The 12,914-nt window shown below is 49.7% G+C and carries 14 protein-coding genes and 1 pseudogene; 13 read left to right on the forward strand and 2 right to left on the reverse strand.

All coding sequences use genetic code 11. The features are described from left to right. Positions 1 to 35: 35 nt before the first annotated feature. From NK667_RS11765 to NK667_RS11810, 9 genes and pseudogenes are all read left to right on the forward strand, one after another. Positions 36 to 908: a hypothetical protein gene (locus tag NK667_RS11765; protein WP_083471312.1), complete on the forward strand. Its 873-nt coding sequence runs from the start codon at positions 36 to 38 to the stop codon at positions 906 to 908. Between the two features lie 11 nt (positions 909 to 919). Further along, entirely contained in the window at positions 920 to 3,160 is a 2,241-nt protein-coding gene (locus tag NK667_RS11770; protein WP_054614828.1) for a lipase family protein, read from the forward strand. Between the two features lie 44 nt (positions 3,161 to 3,204). Further along, a pseudogene (locus tag NK667_RS32835) lies at positions 3,205 to 4,391 on the forward strand (hypothetical protein); the annotation flags it as partial. A gap of 6 nt (positions 4,392 to 4,397) precedes the next feature. Next, the gene (locus NK667_RS11785) at positions 4,398 to 5,336 is read left to right on the forward strand and encodes a PoNe immunity protein domain-containing protein (RefSeq protein WP_054614829.1); all 939 of its coding nucleotides are present in this window, start codon (positions 4,398 to 4,400) and stop codon (positions 5,334 to 5,336) included. Between the two features lie 107 nt (positions 5,337 to 5,443). Then, positions 5,444 to 6,232 carry a PoNe immunity protein domain-containing protein gene (locus NK667_RS11790; RefSeq protein WP_054614830.1) on the forward strand — a complete coding sequence of 263 codons (789 nt, stop codon included), beginning with the start codon at positions 5,444 to 5,446 and terminating at the stop codon, positions 6,230 to 6,232. After that, positions 6,229 to 6,999 (forward strand): PoNe immunity protein domain-containing protein, encoded by a 771-nt coding sequence (locus NK667_RS11795; RefSeq protein ID WP_054614831.1) that lies wholly within the window; start codon positions 6,229 to 6,231, stop codon positions 6,997 to 6,999. Before NK667_RS11790 ends, NK667_RS11795 begins: the two co-directional genes overlap by 4 nt. A gap of 11 nt (positions 7,000 to 7,010) precedes the next feature. Then, on the forward strand, positions 7,011 to 7,958 hold the full coding sequence (locus NK667_RS11800; protein ID WP_083471313.1) for a type VI immunity family protein: 948 nt from the start codon (positions 7,011 to 7,013) through the stop codon (positions 7,956 to 7,958). Positions 7,959 to 7,989: 31 nt separating this feature from the next. Beyond that, positions 7,990 to 8,772 (forward strand): PoNe immunity protein domain-containing protein, encoded by a 783-nt coding sequence (locus tag NK667_RS11805; RefSeq protein WP_054614832.1) that lies wholly within the window; start codon positions 7,990 to 7,992, stop codon positions 8,770 to 8,772. 40 nt (positions 8,773 to 8,812) lie between these two features. Next, positions 8,813 to 9,598 carry a YcxB family protein gene (locus tag NK667_RS11810; protein WP_054614833.1) on the forward strand — a complete coding sequence of 262 codons (786 nt, stop codon included), beginning with the start codon at positions 8,813 to 8,815 and terminating at the stop codon, positions 9,596 to 9,598. Here the strand turns inward: NK667_RS11810 and NK667_RS11815 are convergent. Further along, complete coding sequence (locus NK667_RS11815) at positions 9,507 to 9,803, reverse strand: hypothetical protein (protein ID WP_082356617.1); 297 nt, start codon at positions 9,801 to 9,803, stop codon at positions 9,507 to 9,509. The two genes, NK667_RS11810 and NK667_RS11815, sit on opposite strands and share 92 nt — an antisense overlap. A 376-nt stretch (positions 9,804 to 10,179) precedes the next feature. On the opposite strand from NK667_RS11815, the gene NK667_RS11820 reads away from it, so the two are divergent. From NK667_RS11820 to NK667_RS11830, 3 genes are all read left to right on the forward strand, one after another. After that, complete coding sequence (locus tag NK667_RS11820; RefSeq protein ID WP_054614834.1) at positions 10,180 to 10,728, forward strand: hypothetical protein; 549 nt, start codon at positions 10,180 to 10,182, stop codon at positions 10,726 to 10,728. Between the two features lie 193 nt (positions 10,729 to 10,921). Beyond that, on the forward strand, positions 10,922 to 11,191 hold the full coding sequence (locus NK667_RS11825; RefSeq protein WP_054614835.1) for a DUF2790 domain-containing protein: 270 nt from the start codon (positions 10,922 to 10,924) through the stop codon (positions 11,189 to 11,191). Positions 11,192 to 11,282: 91 nt separating this feature from the next. Beyond that, the gene (locus tag NK667_RS11830) at positions 11,283 to 11,678 is read left to right on the forward strand and encodes a hypothetical protein (protein WP_054614836.1); all 396 of its coding nucleotides are present in this window, start codon (positions 11,283 to 11,285) and stop codon (positions 11,676 to 11,678) included. On the opposite strand, the gene NK667_RS11835 is transcribed toward NK667_RS11830, so the two are convergent. Then, positions 11,675 to 11,944: a DUF1652 domain-containing protein gene (locus NK667_RS11835; RefSeq protein ID WP_054046253.1), complete on the reverse strand. Its 270-nt coding sequence runs from the start codon at positions 11,942 to 11,944 to the stop codon at positions 11,675 to 11,677. The genes NK667_RS11830 and NK667_RS11835 overlap by 4 nt on opposite strands. 382 nt (positions 11,945 to 12,326) lie before the next feature. Here NK667_RS11835 and eco point away from each other — a divergent pair, with 382 nt between their 5' ends. Further along, on the forward strand, positions 12,327 to 12,809 hold the full coding sequence (gene eco / locus NK667_RS11840; RefSeq protein ID WP_054614837.1) for a serine protease inhibitor ecotin: 483 nt from the start codon (positions 12,327 to 12,329) through the stop codon (positions 12,807 to 12,809). Positions 12,810 to 12,914 lie beyond the last annotated feature (105 nt).

Here is a 12,914-nt window from a genome sequence, read left to right on the forward strand (position 1 = left end):
GACCTACCCAAATTGCAGTAAGCAAGGAACATTGAATGAGTAGTCCTAATTTTTCAAACTGCCTGAAATCAGCTTTTTTTCTTGCTTTTCCTCTAATGGGAGCTTGCTCCTGGGCTGGGCAGGTGGCGAAAGACAGCGCTGAATCTGCAACCAGTTACTATGGCTCCGAGTCTTTCACTTTAGTCGCGACAACCCCGGCTAATTTTGGATTTACGTCGAAAGCTCAATATGCACCGCGAGCAGGACAGGACTGCAAAGCCTATGTCTCGGGCCTAGGTGGCAGTGTCACAAGGCACCAGCAAAAATCGGACAGAATCGAAGTAAAAAATATCGAACAGACTGCGCGCTTTAATATACCTACGGAGTATCACATCGCGGGATGCGTGATGGACTTGACACGTGTTGATACCAGTGTCGATGGTAGCTACGGCCCTACACCGCTGGATATTGGTGGTGATGGTGGCGGAATATCAATTAGCAATTCAACTGCGATGCCTGCGAGCAAATCAATTAACTCCGGTGAGATTAAGTTTCGTGGCATTTGCAGTTGGATGTTTCAATTAAGCGTTGCAAGAATCCAGAAAGATGGAATTTCCAAAATACTTTCCTGCACGGCAACAGACGAAAACTGGAACGTGAACGAAGATCGCAATAGCAGGGGAAAACCAGGTGGTTCCCTGAGTCGCGATAGTTTGGCAGGAAAGGAGGTACATCTTGAGCTTCGTTTCTCACCTGAAGAAACACCTGCTTCAGACGGAAAATGGCAGAAATTTCCAAACGGTTGGAAACCATGCCTAGGCAAGGGTATTAACGACATATATGGTTTTTGCCGTGGAAACACTAAAGATTTCAGACCCTTCAAGATGAATGGTCGCGAGTGCACTATTTACCCAGGTTGTACAGAGTAAGGGAATACGATATGGATCTCAGGGAAACGCAATCTCTAAGCGATCAAAAGCGTAGTTGCGCCGCACTTGGAGACTCGATTAGTTTTCGATTGGTGGATGAATTTGGTGATGCAAAACCATACGCGGGCTTGAAATATGAACTGTTCGATAGCGAAGGTATAAAACATAGCGGATCATTAGATGCTGATGGATTTGCAAGAGTTGACGGCCAATATGCAGGTCCTCTTGTTCTTACCATCACGGAAGCCTACCAAGGCGCAGATGATTTTTACACCGCCATTTCCACTCGCGGAAGTTATCCAATTAAGCTTACACAGCTACAAGTCGCCGCGGAACAAACACTTCATCGGCCCATCGGTAGTAGCGCAAAAACGGGGGCTTATCGGGCATCTTCAGAAAAAGCGGAGTTTTTCAATGTGGAGGTCCGTCAATTTGTACAACACTCACGGCATCTACCTCCCGCAGCGAAACTCTCCAAACCAGTTCCAGAGGGTTGGGCAAAACTTGCGTGCAATCTAGCTGCCGGAAAGGTTCCAAGCTTTGGGGTCGGTCTGCTACCAGGGAAGCATTATGTGCTAGAAGTGCGAGCACTGCGCGCCTACAGGCCTCTTATCTCCTTAGCACCAACGTTCAGCGCCATTAATCTTTACAATCTGTCACTTTTTGCCACGCTGAGTTATGGAGATTTCGGTCAGGTACCAGAAGATCCAAACGCGCCTAAAGATCCGAAAGACCCTAAATCTCAGGAGCCCGGTGGAGAGATAAAGTTTCCGACCGTGGGAACTGTGGGTCATGTTCTTCAGACATGTCTGGCTTGTTGCCAGGAACCAATGCGCTACGCTGATGCGAAAACAGTTAATTACCCTGTTGTAGAGGACGTCCCCTATTCGAAACGCTTGGAGATTATCCCTTACGACCCGGATCTATATCAGAATGAGGACGACCGAAAAACACCTTCTCAAGTCCACTTCTTCAACGATCAACGTCAGGGTATGACTGACTGGGTAAATACCGACACACAAGCGTATGCGACTCACGATGATCGAATGATCCTTATCGCAATTCGCGGAACGGCGGAAAAATGGGACGCCTGGCGCGATGGCGACGCAGAACAAGTACCTGTTGAGGGGGGTGTAGGAAAAGCACACCAAGGTTTCCACGAAGGTTACGTGGCAGTAAAAGCCTTTTTAACAGAATACATAGAGCGATTTCGCATAGGTGATCAGCGCATTGTTGTTTGTGGCCACAGTCTAGGTGGCGCGATTGCATTATTGGTGGCTGAATGGATACGCAGGAACTACGACCCTGCTGTCATTCTTTATACGTTTGGCTCGCCACGGGCAGGCGATGCCGAGTTTGTTGAGGGAGCAAAGTCCCTGGTTCACCATCGAATTGTAAATAACAACGATCCGGTACCAAGTGTACCCGTCCCGTGGATGGATACTAAAAAAGCGGTTTGGATTACAGGTATCACGGCCACCGTAACGGGGGGCGTCGCCCCTGTTGTTGGCGGAATCGTGTTTGGGGCGGGATTGAGCCGACTCGGCGGCAAGCCATATCGACATCAAGGTGAGCAGCGTTACTTCATGCCTCTAAGACTACCCGGCAATCAGGTTTCTTCCGTTCTGTGGACGCCTGGTTGTGAAGGACTCGAAGAATCTGCAATGACTCAACTCTGCTATGCAAATGTGAAAAACAATGACACGCCTGATCGTAGCTCATTTGGTGTACAAGTGATGAACGGGGCTGATCATACAATGTTAGGCGGTTACATCCCGGCTTGTTGGGCAACTTTTCGCCGCTGGCAGGATGCTCAAGCAAGCTGTGGCACGGTGCTGACTGCGAGAGAAGCAGTCAACATGCGCGCTCAGATAAAAAGCTACAGTGAAGCGCTTGAAAAATGGCAAAAAGTACAGCAAGAGGAGTATCCGGGGAGATCTATCGAAACTAGGCCAAATGATCGGGCTACGGCGTTGCAAAGGAGATCGACCATGAGTGATTTGCAAGCGCGCCAGAAGGAGATCGATTCAGCTATTAAACACAACGAAAAAGAGCTGGATAACGTTAAAAATACCTATCAGAACATCAAGGATCTAGAGGCGAAAACTTTGGAACTGTCGGATGTGTATGGTGATCGCTCTGAACTACCAAAGTTACAGGACCATATCGACCGATGGTTCGCGCATGTGGAAAATCAAGCATTAGTGCGAGTAGCTCAAATTCCACAAGCCACGACATCGAGTACAGCCTGACAAAGACCTTTCAATAGCTGCTATTTGCCAGACCCTTCGGACTGATTCGCGTCGGCAACAAGCGCCACGACACGGTTTAAGCGAATGTTTTAAGCGAATTCAAGGTTGAAGAACACCGCATCACCTACCTCGACCGCAAGAGTGAAACACGGGAGGATGATCACCTTACCGTCGGCGTGACTCAGCATGTGAAGGTAGGGACTGGGCAGTTTGTCGAGGCTGGGACAGAGATTCACTACAACGCCGGGGAAAAGGTTGTGGTTGAGGGTGGCATGGAGCTAACGGCCAAGGCTGGCGGGAGCTTTGTGAAGGTGGATGCGGCGAAGGGCAAGGACGGCGCCAGCGGTACCCATTCCAACCAAGTTGAGCCTCCAAAGTAGGCCTTCAGGCCCCTTCCGGGATTCTGAATGAAGGGTTGGGGGTTAGTGGGGAGCACATTGCCGATTACATTTGTGCGGTGGAGTTTGGTTGGGGCAAGGATTGGGATGGGCATGATAAAGGGGCGGATGGGAAGTGGCTTGAGGGGGTCCCGAGTGCGAGTAAGATGGGGAAGCTTTCCGCTGGTGGGAGCCCAAAAGCAAAGCACATTCTCTACAAATTGTCTGATGGTGCTAATGGGACAGGAATAGATGCTGTTTGGCGCGTCAATCCTGCCAACAATGACGGCGAACAATTTGCCATTGTTGAGGCGAAGGCAAGCCGCGACGAGGATGCGCCAAAATTCATGCGTAAAAAGAACAACACGCGTCAGCCTGGCATCAGCTCAAGGTTAGGGGTTGCCGGCCTGACTGATTCAAGTGAACTAATAGAACCAATCGAAAGTGATGAAAACAATACGTCTAACGAAAAGAAAAATAAAATAAGCACCGAAAAAAACAAACCCACCACAACAAAAAGCGAAACACCTCCGTACAAACAAAAAAGAAAACTATCGGTACAAATGAACAGGGAGTGGATCGACGAAAACTTGGGCAAAGCCGTTAATAGCGTTCTTTTAGCTACCCAAATAACGCATCCTTACAGCCGACATCTATTTTATACGCCGCTATACCATACAAGCCTGAGCCCTCAAGAACATGCCAGCGCACGACTAAACAACACCGATGAAATCTCTCATAAAAACCATAAAGCCTTTCACTATGCCGACCACGAAGTTAAAAACTTTGTGAATAAACGTAAAAAATCTTTAGCTAAAAAACATGGCATGTCAGCTTCACTTAAGCTTGAGGTATAAAACATGATAAAAAGACAAAAATTTTATAGTGAAAACCATTACAACACCTTCCTAAGAGAATATGACGAGTCCATAGACTTTTATAGGACGAGAAAATTCAAGTCAGACTCCGACGAAGAAGAGGCGACGCTTCGCTCTAGATTTTTTCAACGTTTGGCACTTAATAAGCTTCTAGCAACATACACCGCCGGGGAAGAAATCACTGCACTCATCCCACTCTTAGAAGACTTAATTACAAAATATGAAATCAGGCAAGAGAAATTATCAGAATCGGAACAAACTCCCGATATATCACCACTTGCGATTAGCGACTATCCATATCAATATGAAGAATGCGTGCAAGTTATAGGTTTTTGCGTTTTATTACATCGAACAGATCTCCTTAAGCGATTCGTGAAATTAATAGACGACGCAGGCTACGAAGGCCACGATACGTTATATGAAGATTTGCTTTGCAAGTTATTACCTGGCAGGCATGACATAGACCAGTGGTATCACGACGTATATTCACCTTTAGTGCAAGCAATATATGCAAAAACGAAAGAAGAGGCGGCCAACTTCCTTAAAAAATACTGCACCCAGTGGTATCCAGCCTTCAAACAAGCCCCGTGGCACGACACTCATCATCAAGGAGAAGGAGGAAACTACGTAGGCTATTGGGCTATCGAGGCTGGAGCAATTGCTTTTTTGTATGGCATAGATGACAGCAAAATTGATCACATGGTTTATCCAAAAGACTTGGTCGAATACGCGAGAAATTACCAACCGACCGATGGGTCTCGAGTTGCTCGTATAGATGCAGGACAATCATGTAGCAAGACTGGCTATTGGTTTACGCCGGCAAAAGCAGAATCTCGTCGCCACTTCAATCAAGGCGACATAATGCCTGGGTTCAGTGACTCCCATTGGGGCGATACTATTTGGTATTGGTCTGGAGAATAATGATAGCGGCGACAAAATAACTTAATTTAAGTTAGTTATTAGTCAGATGGGCGGACAACCGCCCATCAAGTCATGGCGAAACCACTACGGCCCCTTAGCTGACATTTATGAACAAAAGACAAAAATTCTATAGTGAAGCCCACTATAAAAATTTCTTAAAAGAGTACGACGAAGTTATTGAGTTTTGCAAAACAAATACACTCGAATCTGACTCTCCTGAAGAAGAAGCCTCACTTCGAGCAGAGCAATTCCAAAGCCTCCTGCTTGACAAGATTTCCGCCTGCTACACGGCAGGAGAAGAGATAGAAGTCTTGTTTCCACTACTTGAGAAACTAATACAAAAATACGAAATATGGCAAAAAAAATTAGCCATCTTTGAACAGGCACTCAAAATATCGCCCCTCGCAATAGATGACTGGCCAGATCAGTATGAAGAATGCGTACAAGTCATAAGCTTGTGCATACTCCTGCACCGTACTGACCTATTGAAGCGCTTCGTCGTCTTGATAGATGAGGCAGGGTACGTTGGCGATGACACCCTATATGAAGACCTGTTGAAAAAAGTCTTACCAAATAGACACGACGTCGACAGATGGTATCACGATGTATATACACCTTTAGCCCAGGCCATATATGCAGACAGCAAAGAAAATGCTTCCAAGCTTTTGGATGAATATTGTAAACAATGGTATCCAGCATTCAAACAAGCATCTTGGTATGACACTCACCTGCAGGGAGAAAAGGGGAGTTATGTAGGTTATTGGGCTATCGAGGCGGGAGCAATTGCATTTTTATATAACATAGACGACAGTAAAATCGATCACATGGTTTACCCAAAAGCTTTAGTCGACTACGCCAGAAACAACACCACTATTGACCGAAGCAAAGAAACATGATCAAAAGACAAAAATTCCTTACCGAGCAGAGATACGGTAATTTTTTAAGCAATTATAAAAAGTCATTTACCTTCTGGAAAGATAAGCTGTTTCAAGCAGACTCTCCCGAGCAGGAGCAGTCTTTAAGAGCCCGGCATTTTCAAACGCTTTACTTGAACAATATCTTAATGCGTTATACCGCCGGAGAAGAAATCCACAACTTACCACCCCTACTAGAGACGCTGGTAGATGGCTATGAGACTCTGCAACACGAGCGGGCTCAATATGAACAGATTGAAAACATCACGCCGCTGACAATTGATGACTGGATTGACGAGTATCAGGAATTTTTACAGGTGATCAGTCTCTGTATCCTTCTGCATCGCCGGGACTTACTGAAACGATTCGTTTTGCTGATCGATAACGCCGGTTATGCAGGCATGGATACTCTATATGAAGATCTACTGATCAAGATTCTTCCCGACCGTGAAGATGTCGATCAGTGGTATCACGACGCTTACACCCCGCTAATTCAAGCCATTTACGTCGAAGATAAAAAAATCGCACCCGAGTTATTGAAAAAATATTGTGTAAATTGGTATTCGTCCTTTGATCAAGCCCCTTGGTATGACACGCATAAGGATGGCGACGAGGGAAGCTACGTTGGCTACTGGGCGCTGGAGGCGGGAGCCATCGCGTTTCTGTACGACATCGACGACAGCAACATTGATCATATGGTTTACCCAAAAGACTTGGTCGAGTATGCCAGAGCCGTAACCGCCAGATAGAAAAGACGACTATGAATCCATTGCAAATATTATCTGACCAAGCTCCAAACCTGACTTTTGAACTTCCTGACAGCACACCAGTCATCAGGCTGGGGCTGATTGCCACAGTTTATTTTAAAGAAGGCTATCTACTGGAAAGCAAGAAAAAAATTATAGAATGCTTTGATCGTTTCAACAAAGAATTTGGCCAACACCTAAAGGGACAATTCAATGATCAATATAAGAAACTGACAAATGACAGCTTCAAAAAAATGACTCTGGACATTCTTCGAACTGGTTCGAACGATCAATATGAATGGCACCTCAGCAGCGCTTCAACTGCAAGTGAGGCCGCGAAATACAGTCTTTCGGTTTTGAACTCTTTTGAAATCCATGGAAACCACAAGCGCTCATATCTGAAGATCACTTTACCTTGGACTTTTTTGCTGGAAGCTGATGGAGCCATTCGATATCAAAATTGGCTAGTTTACCTCTGTAACCAGGTTAAGGCTGAACATGGTTATGGTGGACTTTCCAGTGTTCTGCCTTATGACTTCGATAGCTACACGCCAATGGAATTTCAGTTGGCTCAGCAGTTCCCCGGACTTGAAGTGGACACCATGGTGCACAACTTTAAGAGAGAACTGCTGGATCACATCAAGGGTGTGAACTGGTACACCATTCTCGGCAATCAGTTTGTGGAACGTCTAGGAGGTGAAAACTCGTTAAATCATGCTTTTAGCAGCCGCAGCGATGTGGAGATATTGAATTATGTCAGCGGATTGATCATCCGTGCAGGAGACTACCCCCAGCTCGGAGCACAAGATGAGGAACCGCCCGCAGCCTATGTAGCCGTCAATGAAATCGTCAAAACCCTGCGCATTCCTGAGCCAGAACAACTCCAGTCCCATTCGCCCTATGGCCCGACCTTCGGAGAAGACGACACTGCGCAGTGGTTTAAGCGATTCGACAAGCAATAGCCCTGCAACGGAAGAGAGCCAGACAAACGTAATGAACAGACGACAGCGCTTCATCGTTGATTCGTACTACCGAAAGTCCATCCATCTCTACGATACGACCGAATCGCGCTGGGCCGGCCAGACGATGCAGGCAGATTCTCCAGACCAAGAGAGATCATTACGAACGGGATACTTCAAGGCAGCAGCGTTGAATGCCTTGCTGATCAGTTACACGGCGGGCGGGCCGATTGAAAGCCTTATTCCCCGGCTGGAGAAGCTGATCAGCAGCTATGAGACTTACCAACAAGCCCTGGCTGCGGAGGAACGCGAACCTGATATTTCACCCTTGGCCATTGATGACTGGCCTGAACACTATGAAGAGTGTGTTCAAGTCATCAGCCTCTGCATTTTGTTGCATCGCACTGACCTGCTGACTCGTTTCGTCGCCCTGATAGATCGCGGGGGATACGCCAACGAAGACACGCTCTACGAAGACCTTCTGCGCAAGCATTTACCTGACCGTGCTGATCTGGACGAGTGGCTCCACGATCTCTATACGCCGCTGATCAGGGCGATATACGCCACCGAACCTGAAGAATCGAGCCACTTGTTAAAGCACTATTGCGAAGCGTGGTATCCCGCTTTCGCGTCGCTGCAAACCAATTGGCATGACAGTCATTTGGACATTGAAGACGACGATGGCAACTACGTCGGTTACTGGGCCTTTGAAGCAGGCGCGATCGCGTTCTTATACGGTATCGACGATAGCAAAATCGATCACATGGTTTACCCCAAAGACCTGGTTGAATACGCCAGGAACACCGCAAACAAGTAAACTCCCGCCTCACCAAGAAACGGACTTCGGATTCAACGCCATGGAATTGCAATTCACCATTACCCCCGAGCACACCCAACTCAGAGTCAATGAACTGCTTGAGCGAGAATTGCTCAAGGATGATCAACTGCAAGCCCGGCTGTTGGGCCATGTGGCACGTGTTCAAGACCGTTTGCTCGCGCCACTGTTGTTTCTCCTGGGCCTGGCGGGCGGCATGCTGGCGATCTATTTTCCTGCGCGCGAGTTAAGTCCCCAGAAACTCCTCTCCTTTGCCCTGTTTGCGGTGATCTTCGTGGTGATCTGGTGGTGCTTCTCCGCTCGCCTGCTAAGCCATTTGCGCAACCGTATCGCCGACAATCGTGCGAAGTCGCGCGCGCCATTTCGCCGTACGAATCAGCGTCTGATCGAAATGAAACTGCGCATTCCCCTCAAGGCGGCTGAAGGCGCTTATCGTCTGCAATTCGACGACGAGGGCTTCACTCTGATTAATACCAAGGGCGCGAAAGTCGGGTTGGCCTGGGCGAAGATCGTGCGTTTCAAGGAAACGCCTGACTTTTACTCGGTGGCCTGCGCTGAGCTGGATCGCAAGGACAAGGCCTATCACATCCCCCGGCACAGCGATGTGATGGATGCGGAGCAGTATCAGCAAGGTTTGGAACTGTTCTTGAGCCGGGTGCCCGCCTCTGCCGCTTTAAAACCTGCCCCCGTAGGAGGCAGGTGTGTATCAGCAGGCGTCAGGCCGGCGCTGTCCAGCCCAACATCTGCTGTTGCGCGACCTGCAATAGGTCGCAGCCGTCTTGCGTCAGCAGATACAGCGCGTGGGTGATGTGCGGAATGTCCTGGACATCACCATTCTTGAAGCACTGGCAATGGAGCGTTTCGAGCAAGTTGCTGGAGGCACGGATGCGCTGTAGAGCGGCTTCGAGGATGTCTTGGGGATTGGCCTCGGTGTCGATGACCATGGGGTTTGTGTCGGTAACGTTGCTTTTGATTGAACGATAACGACCGGGAACAGGATTTAACGTTGGCATAGTGATTACTCATCTGTTTTGAGGTAACCGCCAGCACCGTGACCAAACGATGGGAGGCGGACTGTGCACAGGCTTGGTCAACCGAGAACAGAAACTCAGCTCGCCCGAAGGCGTCCTGCACACAGCCGCCACAACAATGCGTCTTAAGGACATAGATGTCCGCAAGGCGAATCATGGCACACATGTGTGCACTGTTCTCAGGTGACCAAACCTGTTCGCTGATTTTGCAGCGAGGCCAAACAGTAAACGCTGCAGACCTGCCGGCGAAAGTCGACAACACGCCCAAGCCTGTAGGAACGGGACGAAGCTTTCTTAGGATTTTTCACCCCGACCGGGTAGCACTGTAGGACCCCACAACAGAATGGACTCACCCACAATGAAATCACCCTGGCCATACCTCTTCGCAGTGCTGCTAACCACCCCGGCCGATGCGCAACCACTCAAGACTATCCTCACCTGCCCTTTAGCCGGCCACTCCAAGGTATCGCTGCTGGCCGAGCCCGCCGAAGACGGCCATCGTCTTTTCATAAAACTCGATGGCAACACCCACATCGCCTTCACCGATATGCCCCAAGAGGACTTCATCGGCCGCATCGTCCTGGCAAAGTGCGTGTCCTCAACCCTGATGTTCGCCCTCGAATACGGCTCGCCCTATATGAAAGGCGTCGTGCTGCGCAAAAACCCGATCACGCACAGCGTCGAGAAAATCAATTTTGCCGAGAAGGCCCTGCCTCGTTGGCTCTATCTGGGGCCGCTGCAAATGCGCCTGGTCATGCCAAACGAAGGCTATGAAGTGCCGACGAAGTTACTGCTCTATGACTACGTGGCCGGCAAAGGCCAGGCTGAAACGGCTGTCGGCATTGACACGCTTCCCGAAACGCGCGGTTTTAAAGTCTTGCACTTGGAGAGGCGTTCTTATAACTAATTTACCGGTCCCACATGAAACCTCTGTCAGAAACCGCCTCACGACAGGTGGTATCAAGTCGCGTTAACCATCGCTTAACCCCGCGGTCCAAACCTGTACGGGACCGCACGCCTTCAGGCTCTCCTGATGCCCAGTGCGGCAGGTTCGACGCTTTCACGTCGAGCTGACTTCAAGCCTGCACCGGAGAACTTCCATGAACATGCGCACGTTGCTGATCACCACCGCCCTCGCCTGCACCGCATTCGCCGGTCTGGCCCAAGCCGCTGACACTTCAACTTCCCAGGCTGTGCCGTACACATACGGTATGCCGCTGAATGTGGGCAAGGTGATTGCCTTGACCGAGCCATCCACCCTGGACTGCAAAGTGGTCAAGGCCGACATGAAGTACATCGACAGCGCCACGGGCAAGCCTTCTGAAATCACTTATCGGAAATTGTCTGACGCCTGCAGTTATCAAAACTGACGGAAGGCTCTGATTCGGCGTTTTGCGGTAGGCGTGTGAGGGTTGTGGCGCTATGCTTTGGGCGCCTCCCTCACTGCCGCAAGGATTCGCCATGCAGTTATCGTTTCGTACGTTATCGACGTTCACCGCCGCGTTGTGTTTTGCACTGGCGTTGGTGTGGGGTTTGATGCCGGATCGTTTGTTGGCGATCTGGAGTATCGAGTATTCGTCAGCGGCGGGATTGGTCGCGCGGCGCAGCGCGGTGTTGTTCGCAGCGCTGGGGGTGATGTTTTATCTGATTCGCAATGAAGCGCCCTCCTCAACCCGCAGTGCGTTAAGCACCGGGTTTATTGTCGGCTGCTGGGGGCTGGCGGCACTGGGCTTCGGCGAATGGCTGAATGGCCATGCCGGGCCAGGGATTTTGCTGGCGGTCGGGGTCGAACTGGCGCTGGGTCTGGGATTTTTCCAGACCCGGCGCGTGTCGGTGGAACTTGAAACAGCGGGCTAAAGCGCTTTCCGGTCAAGATGCAACGGCTGGACTTGCGCCCTGTGCTGCATGTCTGAACGAAGTTCGGCGATCAGATCGTTGATTTCCCGACAACCATTCAAGCGTTTGGCGTTGATGCCGGTCACCAACAGATCGAGCTGATCGGTTTGCGTGTCGGCATAGACTTTGATGGTCATCGACAGGTCCGGCGACAGCGTGCATTGACAGCGCTTCGGCAGGAAGCTGCTTTCAATGATATTGCGAAGTTCCAAGGCAGATAGAAACATGGCGACCCTCTCCTTAATGTGAGACTGCCAATCAACATAAATATCGGTCTGTATCGGAGTGACCCGTTTGTCGTCCATGCGGGCCTGAATACTCCAGATTTGACCGTTCTCTCGTAGCGCCGCTGGCTCATTAAAATCACCGGCCAGCTAAAGACAGCTACAGCATAAAACATGCCTGTAATTGCGCTTTGCATCTCGTCGGCAAATCAACGGTTTACAGAACGTGCCAGCAAAATCCCTCATGCAATTTGCAAGGAAGACCGGTCGAAGCCCTGCAAATTGCAGGCATCAAGCGCGGGGTTGCATTTGCCGGGAATGAACGTAAAAAATGCTACCCGATATTTCAGTATCCGCTGACCCCACTCACACGCAAGGAGGCATCATGGGTTCTTTGACCTTTATCACTACCGTCGGGCTAATAACTGCCGGGTTGTCGTGCGCGGTACACGCCGCGAAACTTGAAGATGTCGCGCCGTTTCCCAAGGCCGAAAGTGGTTTCACTCGCCAGGTCATTCATCTGGCGCCGCAAACCCAGGAAGATGGCTATCAGGTTGAAGTTCTGGCGGGCAAGACCTTGAACGTAGACTGCAATCGCCAGCGCTTGGGCGGGATACTTGAAGAGAAGAATCTCGACGGCTGGGGTTATCCGTTCTATCGCCTGGAAAAGGTGATTGGCCCGATGAGCACGATGATGGCTTGCCCGGATGGCAAGACCAAAAGGGATTTTGTGCCGGTGGTCGGCGACGGGTTCATGTTGCGCTATAACAGCAAGTTGCCGATCGTGTTGTATGTGCCCAAGGATGTTGAGGTGCGTTATCGGATCTGGTCGGCGTCGAGCAAGATTGAGAAGGCTATTCAGGAATAAGCCACCACAATTCCCTGTGGGAGCGGGCTTGCTCGCGAAGGCGGCGTGCCAGTCACCATCAATGTTGGATGTGACGGCCCCTTCGCGAGCAAGCCCGCTCCCACA

The sequence above is a fragment of the Pseudomonas nunensis genome (genome assembly GCF_024296925.1).
Taxonomy (GTDB): Bacteria; Pseudomonadota; Gammaproteobacteria; order Pseudomonadales; family Pseudomonadaceae; genus Aquipseudomonas; species Aquipseudomonas nunensis.

Excerpts from the sequence above, each read along its gene's own strand:
- NK667_RS11805 (WP_054614832.1), top strand. The coding sequence starts at position 7,990 with ATGAACAGACGACAGCGCTTCATCGTTGATTCGTACTACCGAAAGTCC.
- NK667_RS11830 (WP_054614836.1), top strand. The coding sequence starts at position 11,283 with ATGCAGTTATCGTTTCGTACGTTATCGACGTTCACCGCCGCGTTGTGT.
- NK667_RS11765 (WP_083471312.1), top strand. The coding sequence starts at position 36 with ATGAGTAGTCCTAATTTTTCAAACTGCCTGAAATCAGCTTTTTTTCTT.
- NK667_RS11770 (WP_054614828.1), top strand. The coding sequence starts at position 920 with ATGGATCTCAGGGAAACGCAATCTCTAAGCGATCAAAAGCGTAGTTGC.
- NK667_RS11810 (WP_054614833.1), top strand. The coding sequence starts at position 8,813 with ATGGAATTGCAATTCACCATTACCCCCGAGCACACCCAACTCAGAGTC.
- NK667_RS11835 (WP_054046253.1), bottom strand. The coding sequence starts at position 11,944 with ATGTTTCTATCTGCCTTGGAACTTCGCAATATCATTGAAAGCAGCTTC.
- NK667_RS11825 (WP_054614835.1), top strand. The coding sequence starts at position 10,922 with ATGAACATGCGCACGTTGCTGATCACCACCGCCCTCGCCTGCACCGCA.
- NK667_RS11795 (WP_054614831.1), top strand. The coding sequence starts at position 6,229 with ATGATCAAAAGACAAAAATTCCTTACCGAGCAGAGATACGGTAATTTT.
- NK667_RS11800 (WP_083471313.1), top strand. The coding sequence starts at position 7,011 with ATGAATCCATTGCAAATATTATCTGACCAAGCTCCAAACCTGACTTTT.
- NK667_RS11820 (WP_054614834.1), top strand. The coding sequence starts at position 10,180 with ATGAAATCACCCTGGCCATACCTCTTCGCAGTGCTGCTAACCACCCCG.
- eco (WP_054614837.1), top strand. The coding sequence starts at position 12,327 with ATGGGTTCTTTGACCTTTATCACTACCGTCGGGCTAATAACTGCCGGG.
- NK667_RS11785 (WP_054614829.1), top strand. The coding sequence starts at position 4,398 with ATGATAAAAAGACAAAAATTTTATAGTGAAAACCATTACAACACCTTC.
- NK667_RS11815 (WP_082356617.1), bottom strand. The coding sequence starts at position 9,803 with ATGCCAACGTTAAATCCTGTTCCCGGTCGTTATCGTTCAATCAAAAGC.
- NK667_RS11790 (WP_054614830.1), top strand. The coding sequence starts at position 5,444 with ATGAACAAAAGACAAAAATTCTATAGTGAAGCCCACTATAAAAATTTC.